General features: G+C 66.9%; 19 protein-coding genes. 10 read left to right on the forward strand and 9 right to left on the reverse strand.

The features are described 5' to 3' along the window. Positions 1–90 precede the first annotated feature (90 nt). Both zwf and trhP read left to right on the forward strand, forming a co-directional pair. Positions 91–1,566 (forward strand): glucose-6-phosphate dehydrogenase, encoded by a 1,476-nt coding sequence (zwf, locus tag IB275_RS30195; protein WP_192294594.1) that lies wholly within the window; start codon positions 91–93, stop codon positions 1,564–1,566. A 224-nt stretch (positions 1,567–1,790) separates the two neighbouring features. Continuing rightward, positions 1,791–3,194 carry a prephenate-dependent tRNA uridine(34) hydroxylase TrhP gene (gene trhP, locus IB275_RS30200; RefSeq protein WP_192294592.1) on the forward strand — a complete coding sequence of 468 codons (1,404 nt, stop codon included), beginning with the start codon at positions 1,791–1,793 and terminating at the stop codon, positions 3,192–3,194. A gap of 135 nt (positions 3,195–3,329) precedes the next feature. Here trhP and IB275_RS30205 read toward each other — a convergent pair whose 3' ends face one another. Both IB275_RS30205 and IB275_RS30210 read right to left on the reverse strand, forming a co-directional pair. Next, entirely contained in the window at positions 3,330–4,037 is a 708-nt protein-coding gene (locus IB275_RS30205; RefSeq protein ID WP_192294590.1) for a DUF3142 domain-containing protein, read from the reverse strand. Between the two features lie 5 nt (positions 4,038–4,042). Continuing rightward, positions 4,043–6,220 (reverse strand): PA5441 family protein, encoded by a 2,178-nt coding sequence (locus IB275_RS30210; protein WP_192294588.1) that lies wholly within the window; start codon positions 6,218–6,220, stop codon positions 4,043–4,045. 243 nt (positions 6,221–6,463) lie between these two features. Here IB275_RS30210 and nirK point away from each other — a divergent pair, with 243 nt between their 5' ends. The 6 genes from nirK (at position 6,464) to IB275_RS30240 (ending at position 11,034) form a co-directional block, all read left to right on the forward strand. Then, positions 6,464–7,615 (forward strand): copper-containing nitrite reductase, encoded by a 1,152-nt coding sequence (gene nirK / locus IB275_RS30215; RefSeq protein WP_192294586.1) that lies wholly within the window; start codon positions 6,464–6,466, stop codon positions 7,613–7,615. A 66-nt stretch (positions 7,616–7,681) separates the two neighbouring features. Continuing rightward, the gene (locus tag IB275_RS30220) at positions 7,682–8,494 is read left to right on the forward strand and encodes an SUMF1/EgtB/PvdO family nonheme iron enzyme (RefSeq protein WP_192294584.1); all 813 of its coding nucleotides are present in this window, start codon (positions 7,682–7,684) and stop codon (positions 8,492–8,494) included. Positions 8,495–8,559: 65 nt separating this feature from the next. Beyond that, positions 8,560–9,288 (forward strand): Crp/Fnr family transcriptional regulator, encoded by a 729-nt coding sequence (locus tag IB275_RS30225; protein WP_285887807.1) that lies wholly within the window; start codon positions 8,560–8,562, stop codon positions 9,286–9,288. A 96-nt stretch (positions 9,289–9,384) separates the two neighbouring features. Then, positions 9,385–10,056 (forward strand): iron-sulfur cluster repair protein YtfE, encoded by a 672-nt coding sequence (gene ytfE, locus IB275_RS30230; RefSeq protein ID WP_192294576.1) that lies wholly within the window; start codon positions 9,385–9,387, stop codon positions 10,054–10,056. 108 nt (positions 10,057–10,164) lie between these two features. Further along, positions 10,165–10,848, forward strand: coding sequence for a Crp/Fnr family transcriptional regulator (locus IB275_RS30235; protein WP_192294575.1), 684 nt, complete (start codon positions 10,165–10,167; stop codon positions 10,846–10,848). A gap of 3 nt (positions 10,849–10,851) precedes the next feature. Beyond that, on the forward strand, positions 10,852–11,034 hold the full coding sequence (locus tag IB275_RS30240) for a protein DnrP (RefSeq protein WP_192294573.1): 183 nt from the start codon (positions 10,852–10,854) through the stop codon (positions 11,032–11,034). Positions 11,035–11,266: 232 nt separating this feature from the next. Here IB275_RS30240 and IB275_RS30245 read toward each other — a convergent pair whose 3' ends face one another. The 6 genes from IB275_RS30245 to IB275_RS30270 form a co-directional block, all read right to left on the reverse strand. Continuing rightward, positions 11,267–13,114, reverse strand: coding sequence for a nitric oxide reductase activation protein NorD (locus tag IB275_RS30245; protein WP_192294571.1), 1,848 nt, complete (start codon positions 13,112–13,114; stop codon positions 11,267–11,269). A gap of 66 nt (positions 13,115–13,180) precedes the next feature. Then, the gene (locus IB275_RS30250; protein WP_081519088.1) at positions 13,181–14,605 is read right to left on the reverse strand and encodes a cbb3-type cytochrome c oxidase subunit I; all 1,425 of its coding nucleotides are present in this window, start codon (positions 14,603–14,605) and stop codon (positions 13,181–13,183) included. Between the two features lie 2 nt (positions 14,606–14,607). Next, positions 14,608–15,048: a c-type cytochrome gene (locus IB275_RS30255; protein ID WP_169935397.1), complete on the reverse strand. Its 441-nt coding sequence runs from the start codon at positions 15,046–15,048 to the stop codon at positions 14,608–14,610. Between the two features lie 113 nt (positions 15,049–15,161). Next, complete coding sequence (locus IB275_RS30260; RefSeq protein WP_192294569.1) at positions 15,162–15,410, reverse strand: cytochrome C oxidase subunit IV family protein; 249 nt, start codon at positions 15,408–15,410, stop codon at positions 15,162–15,164. Continuing rightward, positions 15,407–16,000: a cytochrome c oxidase subunit 3 gene (locus IB275_RS30265; RefSeq protein WP_192294567.1), complete on the reverse strand. Its 594-nt coding sequence runs from the start codon at positions 15,998–16,000 to the stop codon at positions 15,407–15,409. The genes IB275_RS30260 and IB275_RS30265 overlap by 4 nt, the downstream gene beginning before the upstream one ends. Beyond that, on the reverse strand, positions 15,984–16,781 hold the full coding sequence (locus IB275_RS30270; RefSeq protein ID WP_192294565.1) for a CbbQ/NirQ/NorQ/GpvN family protein: 798 nt from the start codon (positions 16,779–16,781) through the stop codon (positions 15,984–15,986). The genes IB275_RS30265 and IB275_RS30270 overlap by 17 nt, the downstream gene beginning before the upstream one ends. A 198-nt stretch (positions 16,782–16,979) precedes the next feature. Between IB275_RS30270 and IB275_RS30275 the strand changes: the two genes are divergently transcribed. After that, positions 16,980–17,285 (forward strand): c-type cytochrome, encoded by a 306-nt coding sequence (locus IB275_RS30275; protein ID WP_192294563.1) that lies wholly within the window; start codon positions 16,980–16,982, stop codon positions 17,283–17,285. A 39-nt stretch (positions 17,286–17,324) separates the two neighbouring features. Here IB275_RS30275 and IB275_RS30280 read toward each other — a convergent pair whose 3' ends face one another. Next, positions 17,325–20,168, reverse strand: a complete 2,844-nt coding sequence (locus tag IB275_RS30280; RefSeq protein WP_192294561.1) for a putative bifunctional diguanylate cyclase/phosphodiesterase — start codon at positions 20,166–20,168, stop codon at positions 17,325–17,327. A gap of 176 nt (positions 20,169–20,344) precedes the next feature. Between IB275_RS30280 and uvrD the strand changes: the two genes are divergently transcribed. Continuing rightward, positions 20,345–22,525: a DNA helicase II gene (uvrD, locus tag IB275_RS30285; RefSeq protein ID WP_081519077.1), complete on the forward strand. Its 2,181-nt coding sequence runs from the start codon at positions 20,345–20,347 to the stop codon at positions 22,523–22,525. Positions 22,526–22,532 lie beyond the last annotated feature (7 nt).

Raw genomic sequence — 22,532 nt, forward strand, 5'->3', positions numbered from 1 at the left:
AGGGATAGGCTCGGTGATAGTTGTCTGAAATTTATGTAGTCTTGTTGTAGTTATACTACAAAACTAACCGCCACGCCCAGGGAATAAGTCTTGAATACGCCCGCCAGCCTTAGTCTTCCCAGCTCCTGCGACATTCTGGTGTTCGGCGGCAGCGGTGACCTGGCGCTGCACAAGCTGCTGCCGGCGCTCTACCACCTGCACCGGGAGAATCGCCTGCCGGCCGACACGCGGATCTTCGCCCTCGCCCGCAGCCAGCGCGACAACGCCGCCTACCTCGCCCTGGCCGAACGCAACTGCCGCGCCCAGGTGGCGCGCAGCGACTTTTCCGCCGAGGCCTGGCGCAGTTTCGCCCAGCGCCTGGAATACGTGGCGATGGACGCCTCCCAGAGCGCCGACTTCGGTCGCGTGGCCAAGGCCCTCAAACGCACGGAGGGCCGGGTGCTGGTGCACTACCTGGCCACCGCACCGAGCCTGTTCGCGCCGATTGCGCAGAACCTGAAGATTGCCGGTCTCGCCGGGCCGCTGGCGCGCATCGTGCTGGAAAAGCCGTTGGGGCATTCGCTGGAATCGGCGGTGGCGATCAACCAGGCCATCGGCGAAGTATTCGACGAATCGCGGGTGTTCCGCATCGATCACTACCTGGGCAAGGAAACCGTGCAGAACCTGATGGCCCTGCGCTTTGCCAACACCCTGTTCGAGCCGGTGTGGCGCAACGGGCACATCGACCACGTGCAGATCACCGTCAGCGAAACCCTGGGCGTGGAGAACCGCGGCAGCTACTACGACCATGCCGGGGCCATGCGTGACATGGTGCAGAACCACCTGCTGCAACTGCTCTGCCTGGTGACCATGGAGGCGCCGGTGCGCTTCGACGCCGAGGCGGTGCGCAACGAGAAGGTGAAGATTCTCCAGGCGCTCCGGCCGATTTCCGGGCAGGACGTGCAGGACAAGACCGTGCGCGGCCAGTACACCGCCGGGCACATCGGCGGGCAGGAAGTGCCGGCCTACTGGTTCGAGAAAAATGTCGACAACGACAGCGATACCGAGACTTTCGTCGCCGTTCAGGCCGAGATCGACAACTGGCGCTGGGGCGGCGTGCCGTTCTACCTGCGCACCGGCAAGCGCATGGCGAAGAAGTGCTCGGAGATCGTCATCCAGTTCAAGCCGGTGCCCAACAGCCTGATCGGCAGCGGCGCCGGCGCGGCCAACCGCCTGTGGATAAGACTGCAGCCGGAGGAGCGCATCAGCGTGCAGCTGATGGCCAAGGCCCCCGGCAAGGGCATGCAGCTGGAGCCGGTGGAACTCGACCTCAACCTCGCCCAGGCCTTCAGCACCAACAAGCGCCGCTGGGACGCCTACGAACGCCTGCTGCTGGACGTGATCGAGGGCGACTCGACGCTGTTCATGCGCCGCGACGAAGTGGAAGCGGCCTGGAGCTGGGTCGACCCGATCATCAAGGGCTGGCACGAGCACTACCTGAGCCCGCGCCCCTACCCCGCCGGCAGCAACGGGCCGGAACAGGCGCAGACGCTGCTGGAGCTGCAGGGCCGTAAATGGCTGGAGTAATGCGCCAAGCCGATTTCGCCGGATGAACGCCGTGTAGGATGGCGTGGAGCGAAGCGATACCCATCAGTTCCGCGCGCCGACAGCATGGGTATCGCTGCGCTCCACCCATCCTACGAAGAGCAGGACGGACATAACGGACTTAGCATCCGTTGACCTCGCTCAGCACGCGCAGCCCGCGGATTTCCTAGAGTGGCGGCCTTTTTCCCACTACCCGCTGCGCCGCCATGTCCCCCACCCCGTTTTCCCCCGAACTGCTCTGCCCCGCCGGCTCGCTGAAGAGCCTGCGCCACGCCTTCGCCTATGGCGCCGATGCCGTCTACGCCGGCCAGCCGCGCTACAGCCTGCGGGTACGCAACAACGAGTTCGACCACGCCAACCTCGCCACCGGCATCCACGAGGCCCACGCCCAGGGCAAGCGCCTGTACGTGGTGGTCAACATCGCCCCGCACAACGCCAAGCTGAAGACCTTCCTGCAGGACGTGGAGTCGGTGATCGCCCTCGGGCCGGATGCGCTTATCATGTCAGATCCCGGCCTGATCATGCTGGTTCGCCAGCATTTCCCCGAGGTTGACATCCATCTCTCGGTTCAGGCCAACGCGGTGAACTGGGCCAGCGTGGAGTTCTGGCGCCAGCAGGGGCTCAAGCGGGTGATCCTGTCCCGCGAGCTATCGCTGGAGGAAATCGGCGAGATCCGCGAGCGCGTGCCGGGGATGGAGCTGGAAGTCTTTGTCCACGGCGCGCTGTGCATGGCCTATTCCGGGCGCTGCCTGCTGTCGGGCTACATCAACCGCCGCGACCCCAACCAGGGCACCTGCACCAACGCCTGCCGCTGGGAATACCAGACCCACGCCGCCCATGAGGACGAGCTGGGCCACGCAGTGCGCAACGTCCAACCGACCCTGGGCATCGGCGCGCCGACGAAGGAAATCGTCCTGCTCGAAGAAGCCAACCGCCCCGGCGAGCTGATGGAGGCCTACGAGGACGAGCACGGCACCTACATCATGAACTCCAAGGACCTGCGCGCCATCCAGCACGTGCAACGTTTGACGCAGATGGGCGTGCATTCGCTGAAGATCGAGGGCCGGACCAAGTCCCACTACTACGTCGCGCGCACTGCCCAGGCCTACCGCAAGGCCATCGACGATGCCGTCGCCGGGCGCGCCTTCGACCTCGGCCTGATGGACACCCTGGAGTCCCTCGCCCACCGCGGCTACACCGAGGGCTTCCTGCGCCGCCATGTGCACGACGAATACCAGAACTACCAGTACGGCCACTCCCTCTCCGAGCGCCAGCAGTTCGTCGGCGAGTTCACCGGCGAGCGCCGAAATGGCCTGGCCGAGGTGCGGGTGAAGAACCGCTTCGAAGTGGGCGACAGCGTCGAACTGATGACCCCGGCGGGCAACCGCACTTTCCGCCTGCATGCGCTGGAGAACAACCGCGGCGAATCCACCGGCGTCGCGCCCGGTGACGGGCATGTGGTCTACCTTCCGCTGCCCGAGGAGCTGGACCTGCAATATGCCTTGCTGATGCGCAACCTGAAGGGCGGCAGTACCCGCGATGCGCGGGAGCCAGCGGCAGCCGGCGGTTGCGGGAGCGATTGCGGAAAGTGCGGGTGTGGCGGGAACTGACTGACCGCAGGAGTCTCCCTGTCGGAGCGGGCCATACCCGCGATCACGGATAACGCCCGAGGCGTTATGCGCCCTACGCTGCTACCGGAAAGCGCCCGTCCTGCGAAGAGCCCTCCAGGCTGGGTCCCAACGGGCTCAAGGGTTCTGCAGGAACACCACATACCCCCTGAACCACCGGCTCTTCGCCAGGTAGGCCGGTGCCTGCCATTCCCCGTATTGCGCCAGTCCGATGCGGAAGGGCAGTTGCAGGCGCGCCACGCGCGGCAGGTAAGCCTGGTAGTTGGGGATGGTCTGGCGCCCCTGGTAGGTCTGCACCACCACTTCGTCCACCACGCCGGCCAGGCGGTTGATGGTCTCCGGCGCGGCGTTGCTGCCCCAGTCCATCAGCCCGGTGATGCTCAGCTTGCAGCCCGCAGGCAGACGCGTGCGCAGATCCTGGAGGAAGTCGACGTACTCGTTCAGGTAGCGCGTGCGCGCATCGAAGTCGATCTGCACGCCGACCACCGGATTGCCGGCAGCACGCCAGCGGCGCAGTTGCGAGAGCAGGGTGCGGTAGATGTCTTCGTTCCAGCGCAGGGTGTGGGCGCGGTAGACCACCCACACCTCGCCCTGCTTCAGGCGCGGGATGGCAATGCCCTGGGCAATCAGCCGGGCGCGACCATCGCTATGGCGCGGCGCGCTGACCTGCCCCTGCAGGACGTAGAGAGTGCGTGCCTGGGCCAGCACCGGCTGGGGTGCGACGCCGCTCCAGAGCCAGAAGGCATTGTGGTCCGCGGCGTCCACGCCGGCCGCCGGGGCGTTGCCCGCGAGCAACGCCAGCGCCAGGGCCAGCACGCGCCGCACGGGGCTTACCAGTAGTACTTCAGGGACTTCGCCCAGGGCGTGGCGGAGTACTGGCCCTTGAGGGTGCGGAACCACTGCTTGCGCTGCGACGGAGCGATGTCCTGGCTGCCGCAACCGTTGTAGCCGCTGGGCGCGAAGCAGTTGATGGCGCGGAACAGCGCGTAGGCGCGGTCCTCTTCCAGCGCCTGCTTGTCGGCGATGACCTTGAGGTAGCCGTCCATGCGCGAATAGGGCATGCCGGGGAACAGCGATTCGCCGCCGCCCAGCTCGCGCTCGCTGGGCTGGGTATCCAGCGGGAAGCCGTCCAGGCCGTTGCGCAGGATGAACTCGCCGAGGCAGTTCAGCGCCTTGGGCGGCTGCGGGTTCTGCAGCAGATCACGCGCAACGTCGACGATGGCCGGGCATTCGTAGCCGCTGTCGTTCTTGCCGCCCGGCCACTGGAACAGCGACAGCGGCATGCTGCCGTAGAGGTAGCCGATGCTGGCGCCCAGCGGCTTGCCGCTGCCGTCGGTGGGCAACAGCGCGAGGTCGTCGATATAGGCCTGGTACTGGCCGTGCAGCAGGTCCTTGTAGAGCAGCGCGAACAGCGCGGTGTCGCGCTCCTCCACCGAGATGCTGGTGGATTTGGCCTGCTGGCGCAGCAGGTCGGGACCGGCGACATGGCGCAGGAGAATCTCGCGGATGATCGGCGTATGCACCGGCGAGCCTTCGGCGAAGACCTTCACCAGGCGGTCGCTGCGCTCGTAGTTGAAAGCCAGCGCCAGCTCCAGCTGCTCGCGCTGCAGCGGTTGCTCGGCGAGCGGCAGCAGGCGCAGCCAGAGCTTCTCGGCGGCGATCCAGTCGTTACCGGCTTCCAGGGCGAAACCCCGCAGGGTCTGCTGGCTGAAGGCAAGGTAATCGAGCTTCGCCGGCAGCTCCGCGGGTAAGGACTTCAGCGCCTCGGCGGGCTTTTCCTCGACGTACAGCAGGAAGGCTGCCGTCAGGTAGTCGTGCAGGCCGGGGTACCTGGCGAACAGGTCCTTCTGCGCGGCCAGGCCAGCGCCGTCGAGGGCGCGGGGCTCGTTGGGCTCGTGGTGGCGCATCTGCATCAGGTCGAGCACCGCCAGCAGGCGCGCGTCGCGCACGTCGGCCGGATGAGCGGTGACCAGCAGCTTGTTGTCGACTTCCTGAACCAGCTGGGCGAGATCGTCGGCATCTTCGCGGGCGAACAGTGCGGCGTACTCGCCGGCCAGTCGGCTTTCATCGCTCATCAGCCAGTAGACGCGGCGCGTCAGGCCCTTGGCCGAAGCGCTGTACCGGCCCTGTGCATAAGCCTTGAGGTAGTCGCCCAGCGCGGTGTCGGCCTGGGCGAGGATTTTCTTGTCGACCTTGCGCAGGTCCGGGTAGCCCATCTCGTCGAAGGCGTTCTGCTGCGCCTGGTTGAGCAGGGCACGGGCGACCATGTAGCGCGAGGTTTCCTTCAGCCAGGGCTGGTCGCTTTCCCGCAGGGCGCGGAAGGATTTCAGCGCGTCGCCGAAACGCCCGCTGTAGAAGTCCGCGGCGCCCTTGAGGTAGCTGCGGTAGGCCAAGGCCTGCGCACTCTGCAGGTCACCCGGCAGCAGCACGCTGAGCTGGGTTTCGTCCCACTGGCAGGCGCCCAGCAGGGTCAGGCGCGCGCGGGCGAGGCCCTGCCGTTCGCCGGCGGAAAGGCTGTCGACCAGCAACAGCTGGCTGAGGAAATCCTGGGCGGTGCCCGCGTTGTTGCTGCGGCAGCGACTGCCTTCGCCGCTGGCGAAGCTGTCCGCGGAGGGCTGCACGGCATCCGCCGGCAGGCCGATGCGCGCGGCGAGGTCGGCCAGCGGTGCGGTGCTGGCAGCGCTGGCGCTGTCGGTCGAATCCCCTGGCGCGGCACCTTCCAGCCAGCGCGCCAGCGGGAACGGCACCTGGCCGTAGCCCAGCTGCTGCTCGTCGTCGGTCAGCGCGCGATTGGGAATGCTGGCCTGGCCGGCGTCGGCCAGCAGCAGTTGCAGGTTGACCCGGCTGTCGTTGCCCGGGCTGAGGAACGGCAAGCTGTTGCACACGTCCAGCGAGTCGCGCTTGAGGTTCCAGCTCGGGTAGCAGGAGTCGTCACTGCTCGCGCGCGCTTCCTGCACGCCAAGGCAGCCGGTGATCAGGGCCAGCAGGGTCAGTCCGTACAGACGCATGAATGATCCTTGTCCGTTGCAGCCCGCACGCCGGGCCTGAATTCAGAGCAGGAAGAATCTTACCTCGCCGCGCCCGGTCTTGCCCGCCTGCATGGGTACAAGACTGTAAACGCGATCTACCGCACAGCAGAGCCTGCGACACGTTGTCCAGCTGATTCCTTCTTTGTTCCGGCTCAAAGAAGGAATCTGCCGACCGGGTATTTCTGTAGCCAACGACAGTTCGTCGATTACGGAGAGTTACCCATGTTTGATCAGGAAGAGATTTCGCTTTCCCGCCGCACCCTGCTGGCCGGCGCCGTGGTACTGGGCGTTACCGGCAGCATGCTCGGCAGCGGCAAGGCCATGGCCGACGGGGAGGCAGCGCCGAAGAACATGGGGCCGGCCGCGGACCTCTCGAAGCTGGAGCACGTCCAGATCGAACTGGTCGCTCCGCCCTTCGTCCATGCCCACGAGCAACGTGCAAAGGGCAAGCCCAAGGTCGTGCAGTTCCGCATGGTGATCGAGGAGAAGAAGCTGGTCATCGACGACGATGGCACCGAGATCCACGCCATGACCTTCAACGGCTCGGTGCCCGGGCCAATGATGGTGGTGCACCAGGACGACTACCTGGAGCTCACCCTGGTGAACCCGGCAACCAACACCCTGACCCACAACATCGACTTCCATGCCTCCACCGGCGCCCTGGGTGGCGGCGCGCTGACCATCATCCAGCCCGGCGAGGAAGTGAAGCTGCGTTTTCGCGCGACCCGCCCCGGCGTGTTCGTCTACCACTGCGCTCCAGGCGGCGCGATGATCCCGTGGCACGTGGTCTCGGGGATGAACGGCGCGATCATGGTGCTGCCGCGCGACGGCCTGAAGGACCGCGAAGGCAAGTCCCTGAAGTACGACAAGGTGGTCTATATCGGCGAACAGGACTACTACGTCCCGCGCGACAAGGACGGCAACTTCAAGCGCTATGGCACGCCGATGGAAAGCTACAACGACATGCAGGAAGTCATGAAGGGGCTGATCCCCAGCCACATCGTGTTCAACGGCAAGGTCGGCGCCCTCACCGGCAAGAACGCGCTCAAGGCCAACGTCGGCGAAACCGTGCTGATCGTCCACTCCCAGGCCAACCGCGATACTCGCCCGCACCTCATCGGCGGCCATGGCGACCACGTCTGGGCCACCGGCAAGTTCCACAACCCGCCGGAGGAAGACCTGGAAACCTGGTTCATTCCGGGCGGTGCGGCCGGCGCTGCGCTGTACACCTTCCTGCAGCCGGGCCTGTACACCTACCTCAACCACAACCTCATCGAGGCTGTGCTGCTGGGCGCCGCGGCGCACATCCAGGTCGAAGGCCAATGGAACAACGACCTGATGAGCCAGATCCAGCCGCCGACTGCGATCAAGTAAGCCCCGAGGCCGGCCCCTCCCGGGCCGGCCCTTACCCAGTAAACGATACGGGCGACCGGGCCAACCATGCGCAAGACCCTCCTGATCGGCGTCCCCGTCGCACTGCTGCTGGGCGGGGCCTTCCTCCTGCTACGGCCGCAGTACGCGCCGGAACTCGCGCCGCAAACCGTGAGACTCGAACCCCGCGACTTCGACTTTCGCCCGGCGGGCGACTACTGGCTGGAGAAACAGGCAGTGGATGCGCCGTCGCAGCGTGAACACCTCACCCCGCGCTTTGAAGTCATGAAATTCCAGGTCAGCCAGGGCGAATACGCCCGCTGCGTCGCCGAGGGCGATTGCCTGGCACTGGACAACAGCACTCCCCGCGACGACCTGCCGCTGACCGGCGCCAGCCTGCTGGACGCGCAGCTGTACGCCGACTGGCTGTCGCGGCGCACCGGCCAGCAGTGGCGGCTGCCCACCGACCGCGAGTGGGCCTTCTTCGCCGGTACGCGCTGGGCCGACGATGCCCTGCGCATCGAAGACGACGATGGCAGCAACCCCGCCCGGCGCTGGCTGGCGCGCTATCGTCTGGAAGCGGAAACCCGCACCAGCGCCTCGGCGCTGCCCCAGGCGCGCGGCAACCACGGGCTGAACGAGTACGGCGTGGCCGACCTGGGCGGCAACGTCTGGGAATGGACCCAGAGCTGCCACCAGCGGGTCAACCTCGACGCCCAGGGCGCCCAGACCCACCGCGCCGAGTACTGCTCGATCCGCATCGCCGAAGGGCGTCACCGCGCGGCGATCAACGATTTCGTCCGCGATGCCCGCGGCGGCGGCTGCAGCGCCGGCCAGCCACCGGACAACCTCGGCTTCCGCCTGGTCAGAGACATCCCTTGATTCCCCTCAAGTTTCGCCGCAGCGCTTAACCGTTATGCTGCGGCGAACCGACGGGAATCATTGCCGTGACCGCTGATATCTCGCTGAACCGCGCCTGGCTGGGCAGCTTGCCGCCATTTGCCAACAGCAGCCGCGAGGAACAGGACGACATCCTCCGCCAGGCCAGCATCCTGCGCCTGAACAGCGGCGTGGCCGTGTTCGAGCAAGGCTCGCCGGCAACCAGCTTCTACCTGCTGGTGCACGGCCGGCTGAAAGCCACCCAGCTCACCGGCGACGGCCAGCGCGTGCTGGTGCGCGTGGTCAATCCGGGCGATCTGTTCGGCTTCGTCCGCGCCCTCGGCCGGCGCGACTACCCCGCGACCGCCACGGCCAGCCAGGACAGCCTGGTCCTGGCCTGGCCCACCGGCCAGTGGGAACCCCTGCTCGCCCGCCACCCCGGCTTCGCCCTGAACACCGTGCAGGCCATCGGCGAGCGCCTGCAGGAAGCCCACGTGCGCTTCTGCGAGCTGGCCACCGAAGAGGTCGAACGGCGCGTCGCCCACACCGTGTTGCGCCTGGTGCAGCAGTCCGGCCGACCGGAGGCCGACGGCATCCGCATCGATTTCCCGGTCACCCGCCAGGACATCGCCGAGATGACCGGCACCACCCTGCACACCGTCTCGCGCATCCTCAGCGCCTGGGAAGACCGCGGCCTGGTGATCGGAGGCCGGCAGAAGCTGCTGGTTTGCGACCCGCAGCAACTGATGCGGGTCGCTGGCGGCGACGAGCGGGAAGTAGCGCACGAGGACGCTTGACTGCAATCAAGGAGACCGACGCGCCGCTTTCCCTAGACTCACCAGCACCGCCACGACGACTGCGGCCGCCGTGCCCCACGCCACCCGAGGCCCGCCATGAACGACAACCTCACCGAGCGCACCCTGAGCGACCTGGCCTTCAGCCTGCCGGGCAGCTCCGCGCTGTTCCACGACTACAAACTCGACTTCTGCTGCGCCGGCCAGCGCAGCCTGGGCGAAGCCGCCAGCGAACAGGGCCTCGACGCCCAGCGCATCGCCGCCGAACTGCAATCGCTGCCGCCTGCCAACGACCAGACCGACTGGCGCCTGACCAGCAACGACCAGCTGATCGACCACATCCTCGAGCGCTACCACAAGGTCCACCGCGAGCAATTGCCGGCGCTGATCCCGCTGGCCGAGCGCGTCGAGAAGACCCATGCCGCGCATCCGCAATGCCCCGCCGGGCTGACCGCGCACCTGAAGAAGATGCAGGAAGAGCTGGAATGGCACATGTGCAAGGAGGAAAGCGTGCTGTTCCCCTGGCTGCGCCAGGGCATCCCGCTGACCCACGTGCAGGGCCCGATCGGCGTGATGCGTCATGAGCACGACGAACACTCGCAATCCCTCGCCGCGCTGGCCGACCTGACCGACGACCTCACCGTGCCGGCGGACGGCTGCAACAGCTGGCGCCGGCTCTACAGCGGCCTGGAAGAGCTGCGTCGCGACCTGATGCAGCACATCCACCTGGAGAACAACCTGCTGTTCCTGGGCGCCAACCACCCGGCCTGAGTGCCGGACCGGGAGCCAGGAGGGCGACCAGTGACAGCTTGTCTCACCACGCTGCCCAGCGGCATCGCGCATACTGGCGGGATTGTCCCCGCCCAGGAGCGCTCCGCCATGCTCGCGCATCGCGTCCACCACCAGATTCTGTGCGGCCACCATCTGTTCAACGTACTCAACGAAGAACAGCTGGAGCAGCTGCTCGCCACCAGCACGCTGCTCAACCTGGAGAAAGGCGACAAGCTGTTCCTCCAGGGCGAGCCGGCCCACTCCTTCTACTTCGTGATTTCCGGTGCGGTGAAGATCTACCGCCTGACGCCGGAGGGACAGGAAAAGGTGCTGGAGGTCGTCGGCAGCCGGCAGACCTTCGCCGAAGCCATGATGCTGATGGACACCTCAGACTACGTGGCCTCGGCCCAGGCGCTGGAGCCCACGCAGGTCTACCGCTTCGCCAACCGCACCTACATGGAGCTGCTGCACAGCAACCCGCAGCTGCCCTTCTCCCTGCTCGCCACCCTCTGCGTGCGCCTGCACCGGCGGATCAACGAGATCGAGACGCTGTCGCTGAAGAACTCCACCCACCGCGTGGTGCGCTACCTGATCACCCAGCTCAACCGCCATGGCAACCAGGACGGCCGCTTCGAACTGCCGATGGCCAAGCAGCTGGTGGCCGGGCACCTGTCGATCCAGCCGGAAACCTTCTCCCGCGTGCTGCGGCGCCTGATCGACGAGCACATCATCGACCTCAACGGTCGCACCGTGCAGGTACTCGACGTATCGCGGCTGGAACAGTTCGAGTAAGCCATGCGCCAGTGCCTGTACTGCCAGCACGAGAGCCCCGAGGACGCGGCGGACTGCCCGCAGTGCGGGATGCCCCTGCCGGTGGACCAGGAGCTGGCGAAGCAGCGCAGGCTGCGGCGCTTCGCCTGGTACTGCGTCATCCTCGCGGTGTTCTGCGGGGTGATGATGGTGTGGTTGCCGCGCTGATTCCCGCTTTCCGCCGCTACCTGTGAACGCACTGCAGGGCGCATAGTGCCCCAGGCGTTATCCGCCATGGCGGATGAAGCGTTCCGCTTCATTCGCCCTACGTTTCGCCGCCAGACCGAACACCCGCACCGAACTGCTTTTGGTAGGAGCTGGCTTGCTCGCGAACAGGCTCCGCTTGGGGTTCCGTTCGCGAGCAAGAACCAGGCGTCCCCCTCGCTCCTACAGACGACGCTCAGCCCTGCCGGCGGGTGAGCTGCCGGTAGAGCTGCGGCAACTGCACCGGTAGCTGCGCCGGATCGTTGATCAACAGATAGCCCTGGCTGCCGAACAGGTGCGGCAGGTAGTCGGCCGCCTCGCGGTCGATGGTGATGCAGAACGGCACCAGCCCCGCGCGACGGGCTTCCAGCACCGCCTGGCGGGTGTCCTCGACGCCGTAGCGCCCCTCGTACAGATCCAGGTCATTGGGCTTGCCGTCGGTGAGGATCAGCAGCACCCGCTGGCGCTCCTTGCGTTCGAGCAGCAGTTGCGTGGCCCGGCGGATCGCCGCGCCCATGCGCGTGTAGTAGCCCGGCCGCAGCGCACGGATGCGTCCGCGCACCACGTCGTTGTGACGCTCATCGAAGGTCTTCAGCTGGGTGAGGCGCACCTGCTGGCGACGCAGCGAGGAGAACCCGTACAGCGCGAACCGGTCGCCCACCGCCTGCAGCGCCTCGCCGAACAGCAGCAGGCTGTCGCTGATCAGGTCGATCACCCGGTGGTCGTTGTCGATGTGCGCGTCGGTGGACATCGACAGATCCGCCAGCAGCAGGCACGCGAGGTCGCGGCGGGTCTGCCGGCGCTCGAGGAACAGCCCTGGCTCGCTACACGCGCCCAGGCGCCGCTCGACGCTGAAGTCCAGCCAGGCTTCCAGGTCCAGCTCCGCGCCCTGGGGTTGTCGGCGCAGCCACTGAGGCTGCTGACGCAGGCTCTCGAACTGCCGGCGCAGGCGGCGCGCAATGGGCGCCAGGGCGTCAGGCAGCGGCGCAGGCACCGCGTCGCGCGGCAGCATCGGCTGCAGGCAGACGTGGTCTTCGATCAGTTGCTGGCGACGGTAATCCCATTCCGGCAGGCGGATGCCCTCGCCCAGCGGCATGTCATCGAAGTCGGCGGCCGGCAGGTCGAGGTCGAGCTTCAGCCCGCCGCCCTTCTTCTGCCGCTGCCGGGACAGGCTCAGGTGATCGAGGTCGTCGGCGACCTTCGCCGCATCGAGGTCCTCGCTGTCGTCGCCGGCGCGATCCAGTTCGATGTGCTCGGACCAGCTGAACAGGTTTTCCAGGCGGAACAGCAACAGGCCACCGCGGCCGGGATCCTGCTCGACCCGCTCGGCGCGCTTGCGAGCCAGGCCCTTGGCCTCGCTGTGGGCGGAGCGGCCCTGCTCGTCGCCGTCGATCAGGTCGGTGTGCTGCGGCGCGGCCAGGCGTTGCGGCGGGTAGAGCCACAGCGGCACTGGCCAGGGTGCTTTTTCACTGCGCGGCAAGCGCTCGACGCTGCCCGGATCGCGCAGCGCCCGTTGCAGCGCCCGCTCCAGCTGCGCCTCGGCGGGCGGCAGATCAGCGGCGTCGGGGCGCAGGCTGAGCAGCGCTTCCACCAGTCGACGGTAGCGCGGGCGCAGCAATGGGTAGTGCTCCAGCACGGCGCAGGTCCAGGCCTGGTTGTCGCGCGCCCAGTGGCGCATCGGCTGGCTGTGGGCCGCGAGCAGCGCCAGCCAGCGATAGAGTTCGCGGTTCAGCTCGGCGTCGGGGTACACCGCCAGCTGCGCGGGCAGGCGCAGGGAATCCGCGTCGAACCAGGCCACCGGCAATTGCTGGCAGGTGCCGGCCACCTGCTGCAGCAGGCTGCGCCGCACCAGCAGTTCGCGGGCGCTGGCCGCCTCCACGCCGACCCCGGCCTCGCCGCCGGTGCCGCGGAACAGCAGCAGCAGGCTGCGCCGCACTTCATCCAGGCTGACTGCCGCCTCTTCGAACTCCGGGCTGGCGCGGCGCGTGATGAAGCGGTGCCAGACACGGCCGAAGCTTTCTTCGATTTCGAGGTGGATGGTCATGGCGCCCTCTGCAGAACGAAAAAAGGGCCCGCCGCAAAGCGGACGGGCCCGGGTGGACGGTATCGATCAGCTCACCTGAGCCGCGCCGGAGGCAACGGCCACGCGGCCACGCTGGCGGAAGCTCAGCAGGTAGCAGATCAGCCCGATGAAGAAACCGACACCGGAGTACAGGCGCAGCCAGAAGAAGATCTTCAGCTGGTCGACCGTGGCCATGAACGGCATGGCGGCGCCATCGGCGGGCATGCGTTGCAGCCAGACCTGGACGATGCCGGCGGCGGTGAGCATCAGAGTGATCAGCAGCATGGAGATGGTCATCAGCCAGAAGCCCCAGATCTCCAGGCTCTGCGCACGGGCGTCAGGCGCTTCGCCGATGCCCCGCAGGCGCGGCATGGCGTAGCTGATCATGGTCATGACGATCATCGCGTAGGCGCCGTAGAAGGCCAGGTGACCGTGGGCGGCGGTGAGCTGCGAGCCGTGGGTGTAGTAGTTCACCGGAGCCAGGGTGTGCAGGAAGCCCCACACGCCAGCGCCGAGGAAGGCGGTCACGGTGGTGCCCAGGGCCCACAGCGCGGCGGCCTTGTTCGGGTGCTCGCGGCGACGACGGTTCACCATGTTGAAGGCGAACAGCACCATGGCGAAGAACGGCAGCGGTTCCAGCGCGGAGAAGATCGAACCCAGCCACAGCCAGACCTGCGGCGCGCCGATCCAGAAGAAGTGGTGGCCGGTGCCGATGATGCCGGTGATCAGCGCCATGGCGATGATCACGTAGAGCCATTTCTCCACGACCTCGCGGTCGACGCCGGTGATCTTGATCAGCACGAAGGCCAGCATCGCGCCCATGATCAGTTCCCACACGCCTTCCACCCACAGGTGCACGACCCACCACCAGTAGTACTTGTCGCGGGACAGGTTTTCCGGGTTGTAGAAGGAGAACAGGAAGAACACCGCCAGGCCCACCAGGCCGGTCATCATCACCACGCTGACGGCGGTCTTGCGGCCCTTGAGCATGGTCATGCCGATGTTGAAGAGGAAGCCCAGCGCCACCACCACGATACCCATCTTGGTGATCGTCGGCTGCTCGAGGAACTCCCGGCCCATGGTCGGCAGCAGCTCGTTGTGGGTCAGCTTCGCCAGGCCCGCGTAGGGCACCAGCAGGTAGCCCAGGATGGTCAGTACGCCGGCGATGGCGAACACCCAGAACAGCACGATGGCCAGTTTCGGGCTGTACAGCTCGCGGTCGGCCTCTTCGGGGATCAGGTAGTAGGCCGCGCCCATGAAGGCGAACAGCAGCCAGACGATCAGCAGGTTGGTGTGCACCATCCGCGCGACGTTGAAGGGGATCGCCGGAAACAGGAAGTCACCGACCACGTACTGCATGCCCATGATCAGCCCGAAGACGATCTGCCCGACGAAGAGCATCAGGGCGAACACGAAGTACGGCTTGGCCACCGACTGCGAGGCGAATTTCAGATAGGGATTGCCCGGGTTCATGTTCAACCCTCCTTGTTCGGCGGCCATTTGTTGGTGTCGATCTTCGATGTCCACAGCAGGAACGCCGCAAGGTCAGTGACCTCCTGGTCGCTCAGGTGGAACTGCGGCATCTGCCGGCGACCGGGCACGCCCAGCGGCTGCATCTTCATCCAGGCGGCGAGGAAGCTGCCGAAGGCCGCGTCACCGCCGCGGCGGATGGCGACGTTGCCCAGCTCCGGCGCGAAGTAGGCGCCTTCGCCGAGGATCGAGTGGCAACCCACGCAGTTGTTCTGCTCCCACACCAGCTTGCCGCGCACCACCGATTCGGTGAGTTCACTCTGGTTGGTGCGCTTGGGGAAGGTGGTTTCGGTGTGATAGGTCAGCGCGAGGAACACCAGGAAGAAGAAAACGCCTCCTCCCAGGTAGATGTTCCTCGCCATCCCTTTGGTAAATGTCTCTGACATGGGGCCCTCCTAGGTCACGGTCGGGGCCATTGTAGGAAGCGTCCTAGGACGTCTCGCTTGATGGCAATCAAGAAAGACCAATGATTCCAGTCAGGTATTTTTTCGAAGGAAAATCAGTGGGTTGCGTGCAGAGCCAGGATCACGCTGGTAACCACCAGCGGCCAGCCGAGCAGCAGCGCCTGCCATAGCCGCGGGCCGTGGCTGAGCTCCATGAAGCGCAGCGCAATGATCCAGGCCTTGCCCAGGCCCAGCAGCAGGATCGCCGCCACCGGTAGTAGCAGGTCGGGCGCGTGGTGACCGAGCCAGACCGAAGTGACAGACATCGGCAGCATCACCAGCCAGGCGAGCAGCAGCGTTTTCATGAGCCGGGCGCCAGCACGTAGACCAGCGGGAACAGCACCACCCAGACCAGGTCGACCATGTGCCAGTAAAGTGCGCCGGACTCCAGCCCGCCCAGGGCGTCGCTGCGGTAGGCGCCCCGCAGACAGCGCAGCGTCATCCAGCCGAGAATCACCAGCCCCAGCAGTACGTGCAGGAAATGGAAGCCGGTGATCAGCCAGAACAGGGTGAAGAAGGTGCTGTATTCCAGGTCCAGCCCACGCGCGGCAAGGTGATGGTATTCACCGGATTTGAGCACCACGTGGGCCAGCCCCAACAGCACGGCGAAACCCAGCAGGGCGGCCGCGCGGCGCTGCCGGCCGTGGCGCACCTGCTCCACCGCCAGCGCCGCGCAGAAGCCGGCGGTGAGCAGGGTCAGGGTCAGCGCCAGGGCGGTGGACAGGTCCAGCTGTGCGCGCCCGGCGCGAAAGCCTTCGACGTCCAGGTGCTGGGTCACGGCGAAGACGATGATGAGGATGGCGAAGACCGTCAGCTCGGCGAGGATGAAGAACCACATCGCCAGGTCGCCCGGCAGTCGCCGGGCACTGAGTGTCGCCTCAGGCGAAGTGGACATCGACCAGGTCCATCAGCGCGGCGACCGTGGGCTCGTCGTCCGACAGCGGTTCGGCGAGCCCGGCTCGGCAGGCATCGCGCGGCGCCACGCCGGCCTGCAGCAGGCGAGCGGTGAGCACCAGCAGGCGCGTCGAGCAGACCTCTTCCAACTCCTGCCGCCCCAGCCGGCGCAAGGCCACGCCCAGTTGCGCCAGACGCTGCGCCAGTTCGGAGGAAACGCCGGCCTCGCGGACGATGATGCCGGCCTCCACGTCCGGCGTCGGGTAATCGAACCGCAGGGCGACGAAGCGCTGGCGCGTACTGGGCTTCATGCCCTTCAGCAGGTTCTGATAGCCGGGGTTGTATGACACCACCAGCATGAAGCCCGGCGGCGCCACCAGGGATTCGCCGGTGCGCTCGATGAACAGCTCGCGGCGATCGTCCGCCAGCGGGTGCAGCACCACCACGGTGTCCTGCCGCGCTTCCACCACCTCGTCCAGGTAGCAGATGCCGCCCTCGCGCACCGCACGGGTCAGCGGGCCGTCCTGCCACCAGGTGCCGTCGCTGCCGATCAGGTGGCGGCCCACCAGGTCCGCCGCCGACAGGTCGTCGTGGCAGGCCACGGTGTACAGCGGCAGGTTCAGGCGCTGCGCCATGTGCTGGACGAAGCGCGTCTTGCCGCAGCCGGTCGGGCCCTTGATCAGCACCGGCATGCCCTGGGCGGAGGCATGGGTGAACAGCGCCACCTCGTTGCCGGTCGCCTGGTAGAAGAGCGGCTCGATGTGCTGGGCGGGGGCGTTCATGGCGAAGATATCTCTGTAGGAAGTTTCGGTAGGCAAGCTAATCAGCCAAGCCCCCTCTCTCAAGCACGACGAGAGGAGTTCTTGATTGCCATCAAGCCAGGGCCACTCGGGCCGCTCCTAGAATCGCCACAGAAGCCGGGCGGGAAGCCGGCGAAAACGATCGGCGCCTCGAGGCGCCAAGCCTGAGGAGAGACGTTCATGAACAAAGCCCTGGTTGCCCTGCTGTTCGGCGGCTTGCTGGCGCAGACCACCGCGATGGCCAGTACCGGCGAAGAGCTTTTCAAGGCCAAGGCCTGCGTGGCCTGTCACGCCGTCAACAAGTCGGTGGTCGGTCCGGCCTTCAAGGAAGTCGCGGCGAAGTACGGGGCCGATGGCGTGGCGCACATCAGCAACAGCATCAAGACCGGCAGCAAGGGCAACTGGGGGCCGATCCCGATGCCGGCCAACGCCGTCAGCCCGGAAGAAGCCCAGACCCTCGCCGAATGGATCGTCACGCTCAAGTAATCCACGGCGGGCGACTCACGCCCCGCGCGACCGGCACGCTCAGAGCCGGTCGCTTCTCTCCAGCAGCGCCAGGCAGGCATCCGCCGGCACCGGCTGGCTGATCAGGTAGCCCTGAATCTCGTCGCAACCATGGGCGCGCAGGAAGCGCAGCTGCTCGGCCTGCTCGACGCCTTCGGCCACCACCTTCAGTTCCAGGCTGTGCGCCATGGCGATGATCGCGCGGGTGATGGCCGCGTCTTCGCCGCGCTCGGACAGGTCGCGGATGAAGGTCTGGTCGATCTTCACGTAGTCCACCGGGAAGCGTTTCAGGTAGCTGAGCGAGGAATAGCCGGTGCCGAAATCGTCGATGGCCAGCTTCACGCCCATCTCGCGCAGTTGCTGGAAGGTCGTGGTGACGCTCTCGACGTTGTCCAGCAGCTGGCTTTCGGTGAGCTCCAGCTCCAGCAGGTGCGACGGCAGGCCGGTGTCCTCCAGCACGGTGCGCACCAGGTCGACCAGGTTGCCGGTGCGCAACTGGTGTACCGAGAGGTTGACCGACACCCGCAACTCGCGGCCCTGGAGCTGCCAGGCGCGAGCCTGCCGGCAGGCGCGGCGCAGGACGAACTCGCCGATGGCGCCGATCAGCCCGGTTTCCTCGGCCAGACCGATGAAATCGCTGGGCGGTACCATGCCCATCTCCGGGTGGCGCCAGCGCACCAGCGCCTCGGCGCTGTCCAGGCGCTCGTTGGCGAGGTTCAGCTTGGGCTGGTAGTGAACGTCCAGTTGGCCTTCGTCGATGGCCTTGCGCAGGCGGGTTTCCAGCTGCAGGCGCTCCAGGGTGCAGGCCTGCAGGTTGTCGGTGAAGAACTGGAAGGTGTTCCCGCCCAGGTGCTTGGCGTGCTGCATGGCCATGTTCGCCTGGCTCATCAGCGCGGAGATTTCCCAGGCGTTTTCCGGCAGCAGGCTGATACCCACCGAGGCGCTGATCACCAGTTCGTGGCCGCCCACGGTCATCGGCGTACGCAGTTTGGCCAGCAAGCGGCTGGACAGCCGCGCCAGCGCCGCGAGACTGGCGTAGGAGTCGATCAGTACGGCGAACTCGTCGCCGGAAAGCCGGGCGATGGTGTCGGCCTCGGGCACGGTCTGGGTCATGCGCCGCGACATCTGCCGCAGCAACTGGTCGGCGACTTCGTGGCCGAGGCTGTCGTTGAGCAGCTTGAAGCGGTCCAGGTCGATCAGCAGCAGGGCCGCCGTGCGGCCTTCCTGGCGCGCGCGCTGGCTGGCCTCGTGCAGGCGCTCCTTGAACAGCGTGCGGTTGGCCAGCCCGGTGAGTTCGTCGTAGTGCGACAGGTAGCGCAGGCGTTCCTCGGCATCGCGGCGGGCGGTGAGGTCGGCGAAGAAGCCGACTACATGGGCGACCTGTCCGCGGCCGTCACGCACCACGTTCAGTTGCAGCCACTGCGGGTACAGCTCGCCGTTCTTGCGCGTCTCGATCAGCTCGCCCTGCCAGGTGCCCTGGCGCTCCAGTTCGGTGCGGATCGACTGATAGCGCCGCAGCGCCTCCGACGAGCCCATCAGCCGCGCGACGTTGTGCCCCAGCACTTCCTCGCGGCGGTAGCCGGTGAGGCGGGTGAAGGCTTCGTTGAGGGCGATCAGCCGGTAATCCGGGTCGAGAATGATGATGCCTTCGCTGGCGGCCTCGAACACCGTGGCGGCCAGGCGTTGTTCTTCCTCGCGCAGCTTGCGCGTGGAGATGTCGGCGCGGGTGCCGACCATCCGAGTGACCTGCCCGCGGCCGTCGCGCTCCATCACCCGGCCACGGTCTTCCACCCAGACCCAGTGGCCGGCGGCGTGGCGCACGCGGTATTCGATACGGTAGCCGTCGGTGCGGCCCTTGAGGTGCTCGACCAGCGCGCGGCGCAGCAGTGGCAGGTCGTCGGGGTGCAGGCGCGGGCGCAGGTCGTTGCGCACGCTCTTCACCGTCGCCTGGGTCAGCCCGAAGATTTCTTCCAGGTGCGAGTGGTGCACTTCGTCAGTCAGCAGGTTCCAGTCCCACAGGCCCAGCTCGCTGGCTTCCAGTGCCAGGGCCAGCCGCGCCTCGGTATGGCTGAGCTGGGCGCTGCCCGCCTCGACCCGCTCCTGCAGGGCGTCGCGGGCGCGGCAGAGTTCGCGTTCGGCGCGGCGGCGCTGCTCGACTTCGCGCTCCAGGTCCTGGTTCAGCGCCTCGGTCTGCGCCTTGGCGCGCTCCAGGTGCGCCACCAGCGCCTGGGCCTGGAAACGCCGCAGCAGGCCGACATGCACCACCCGGTGGATCTGCCAGGCCACCACCAGCAGCGCGGCCAGCAGGATCACCCCGAGCACGCCCCAGCCTTGCTGCAGCGGGTTTTCGCTGATCAATAAATAGGCAATGGAGGGGAACAGGCAGGGCAAGGCGAAGGTGAGGAAGGCCGGCAGGCTGACCGCGTAGGCGACGCTGGCGGAGAGGATGGCCGCGGCAATCAGCCCGAAGACCAGGGATTGCTGGAGGAAGGCGTCCGGCGGCACCAGGGCGATGGCGGCGAAGGCGAGGGTCAGCCCCGAAGCGCCGGCGCCGAACAGGAAGGTGCGCTGCCAGTGCGGACTGGCCTGGCGCTCGGCGGAAGCGGCGTTGAAGGCGGATACCTGGATCAGTCGCAGCACGGCCAGCAACACCAGCCACACCAGCCAGCCGGCGAGCAGCCCCGGCTGCACGTATGCCCACAGCAACCCGGCGCAAGCCAGGCCGTTGAGCAGCATGAGCAGGGTCGGAACCCGCGAGCCCTGATAGAGCAGGCGCGTGCGTTCGACAGCAATTTCGTGAGCGTACTGCTGGCGGATCTCGGCATGGCTCACCGGGATCGCCGAAGGCTCTACATAAGCGGTCATAGGCGTTTTTCTTGTAGGTGTCAGGCCTAGGCGTCGGCGGAGCATACCCGAGGAGGTAGCCCCACCCAAGCAGGATGATGGCAATTGGCTGCGTGCCCGCCCAACTTTCGTCGGGAAGACGCCGGACGGCGGGCGGGTTTGCCGGGGAAAACCGCCCGTCGGTAGAATGCCGCCCCATGAACGATGACATCTCCTACCTGCTCAACTCCCTCAATGACCCGCAGCGCCAGGCCGTGGCCGCGCCGCTGGGGCGCCAGCGCGTGCTCGCTGGCGCCGGGTCCGGCAAGACCCGCGTGCTGGTGCACCGTATCGCCTGGCTGATCCAGGTCGAGAACGCCTCGCCGCACAGCATCCTGGCCGTGACCTTCACCAACAAGGCCGCCGCCGAGATGCGCGCGCGGATCGAGCAGCTGCTGGGGATCAACCCGGCCGGCATGTGGGTCGGCACCTTCCACGGCCTGGCGCACCGCTTGCTGCGCGCGCACTGGCAGGAAGCCGGGTTGCCGGAGAACTTCCAGATCCTCGACAGCGACGACCAGCTGCGTCTGGTCAAGCGCGTGGTGCGCGAGCTGGGCCTCGACGAGCAGCGCTGGCCGCCGCGCCAGGCGCAGTGGTTCATCAACGGCCAGAAGGACGAGGGCAACCGCCCGCAGAACATCCAGGCCGGCGGCGACCTGTACCTGGCGACCATGGTCAGCGTCTACCAGGCCTACGAAGAGGCCTGCGCCCGCGCCGGTGTCGTCGACTTCGCCGAGCTGCTGCTGCGCTCGCTGGACCTCTGGCGTGACCGCCCGAGCCTGCTGGAGCACTACCAGCGGCGCTTCCGCCACATCCTGGTGGACGAGTTCCAGGACACCAACGCCGTGCAGTACGCCTGGCTGCGCTTCCTCGGCAAGGGCGGCGAGAGCCTGATGGTGGTGGGCGACGACGACCAGTCGATCTACGGCTGGCGCGGCGCGAAGATCGAGAACATCCAGCAGTTCGGTGATGACTTCGCCGGCACCGAGGACATCCGCCTGGAGCAGAACTACCGCTCCACCGGCACCATCCTCAAGGCAGCCAACGCGCTGATCGCCAATAACAGCGGGCGCTTGGGCAAGGAATTGTGGACCGACGGCGTCGACGGTGACCCGATCACCCTGTACTCGGGCTTCAATGAGCACGACGAGGCGCGCTACATCGTCGAGACCATCGAGGATGCCCTGCGCAAGGACGGCCTCAAGCGCAGCGACATCGCCATCCTCTATCGCTCCAACGCCCAGTCCCGCGTGCTGGAAGAGGCGCTGCTGCGCGAGAAGATTCCCTACCGCATCTACGGCGGCCAGCGCTTCTTCGAGCGCGCCGAGATCAAGAACGCCCTGGCCTACCTGCGCCTGATCCGCCTGCGCGACGACGATGCCGCGCTGGAGCGGGTGATCAACGTGCCGCCGCGCGGCATTGGCGAGAAGACCGTCGAGGCGATCCGCAACGCCGCACGCCACAACGGCACCTCGATGTGGCGTGCGATCAACGACGTGATCGCCGCCAAGGCCGTGGCCGGCCGCGCCGCCAGTGCGCTCAACGTGTTCCTGGAAACCGTCGATCTGCTGGCGGTGAAGGTCGAGGGCCTGCCGCTGCACCAGATGACCCAGATCGTCATCGAGCAGTCCGGCCTGATCACCTACCACAAGGAAGAGAAGGGCGAGAAAGGCCAGGCCCGCGTGGAAAACCTGGAAGAACTGGTCAGCGCCGCCCGCGCCTTCGAGACCCCGGACGACGAGGACACCCCGCCGCTGGTGGCCTTCCTCGACCACACCGCACTGGAGTCCGGCGACACCCAGGCCGACGCCTTCGAGGACAGCGTGCAGCTGATGACGCTGCACAGCGCCAAGGGCCTGGAATTCCCGCTGGTGTTCCTCGCCGGTGTGGAAGAAGGCCTGTTCCCGCACAAGATGAGCCTGGAAGAACCCGGCCGTCTGGAAGAAGAGCGTCGCCTGGCCTACGTGGGTATCACCCGCGCCATGCACCGTCTGGTCATGACCTACGCGGAAACCCGCCGCCTGTACGGCAGCGAGACCTACAACAAGGTCTCGCGCTTCGTCCGCGAAATCCCGCCGAGCCTGATCCAGGAAGTGCGCCTGTCCAACTCGGTGAGCCGTCCGCTGTCGGGCAACCAGCGCAGCGGCAACCTGTTCAGCGGCGCCAGCGTGCCGGACACCCCGTTCAGCCTCGGCCAGTCCGTACGCCATCCGCTGTTCGGCGACGGCGTGATCCTCAACTTCGAAGGCTCCGGCGCCCAGGCGCGGGTGCAGGTGAACTTCGACAGCGAGGGCAGCAAGTGGCTAATGATGGGGTATGCGAAGCTGGAGGCCATCTAGGCCTCCA

This window comes from Pseudomonas sp. PDM21, assembly GCF_014852505.2.
In the GTDB taxonomy this organism is placed as follows: domain Bacteria; phylum Pseudomonadota; class Gammaproteobacteria; order Pseudomonadales; family Pseudomonadaceae; genus Pseudomonas.

What these genes read in the sequence shown, in the direction of transcription:
- IB275_RS30250 (WP_081519088.1), bottom strand. Translation starts at nt 14,605, where the DNA reads ATGAACCCGGGCAATCCCTATCTGAAATTCGCCTCGCAGTCGGTGGCC.
- IB275_RS30270 (WP_192294565.1), bottom strand. Translation starts at nt 16,781, where the DNA reads ATGAACGCCCCCGCCCAGCACATCGAGCCGCTCTTCTACCAGGCGACC.
- IB275_RS30235 (WP_192294575.1), top strand. Translation starts at nt 10,165, where the DNA reads ATGCTCGCGCATCGCGTCCACCACCAGATTCTGTGCGGCCACCATCTG.
- trhP (WP_192294592.1), top strand. Translation starts at nt 1,791, where the DNA reads ATGTCCCCCACCCCGTTTTCCCCCGAACTGCTCTGCCCCGCCGGCTCG.
- IB275_RS30275 (WP_192294563.1), top strand. Translation starts at nt 16,980, where the DNA reads ATGAACAAAGCCCTGGTTGCCCTGCTGTTCGGCGGCTTGCTGGCGCAG.
- IB275_RS30240 (WP_192294573.1), top strand. Translation starts at nt 10,852, where the DNA reads ATGCGCCAGTGCCTGTACTGCCAGCACGAGAGCCCCGAGGACGCGGCG.
- ytfE (WP_192294576.1), top strand. Translation starts at nt 9,385, where the DNA reads ATGAACGACAACCTCACCGAGCGCACCCTGAGCGACCTGGCCTTCAGC.
- IB275_RS30245 (WP_192294571.1), bottom strand. Translation starts at nt 13,114, where the DNA reads ATGACCATCCACCTCGAAATCGAAGAAAGCTTCGGCCGTGTCTGGCAC.
- nirK (WP_192294586.1), top strand. Translation starts at nt 6,464, where the DNA reads ATGTTTGATCAGGAAGAGATTTCGCTTTCCCGCCGCACCCTGCTGGCC.
- IB275_RS30210 (WP_192294588.1), bottom strand. Translation starts at nt 6,220, where the DNA reads ATGCGTCTGTACGGACTGACCCTGCTGGCCCTGATCACCGGCTGCCTT.
- IB275_RS30220 (WP_192294584.1), top strand. Translation starts at nt 7,682, where the DNA reads ATGCGCAAGACCCTCCTGATCGGCGTCCCCGTCGCACTGCTGCTGGGC.
- IB275_RS30280 (WP_192294561.1), bottom strand. Translation starts at nt 20,168, where the DNA reads ATGACCGCTTATGTAGAGCCTTCGGCGATCCCGGTGAGCCATGCCGAG.
- IB275_RS30260 (WP_192294569.1), bottom strand. Translation starts at nt 15,410, where the DNA reads ATGAAAACGCTGCTGCTCGCCTGGCTGGTGATGCTGCCGATGTCTGTC.
- IB275_RS30255 (WP_169935397.1), bottom strand. Translation starts at nt 15,048, where the DNA reads ATGTCAGAGACATTTACCAAAGGGATGGCGAGGAACATCTACCTGGGA.
- IB275_RS30265 (WP_192294567.1), bottom strand. Translation starts at nt 16,000, where the DNA reads ATGTCCACTTCGCCTGAGGCGACACTCAGTGCCCGGCGACTGCCGGGC.
- uvrD (WP_081519077.1), top strand. Translation starts at nt 20,345, where the DNA reads ATGAACGATGACATCTCCTACCTGCTCAACTCCCTCAATGACCCGCAG.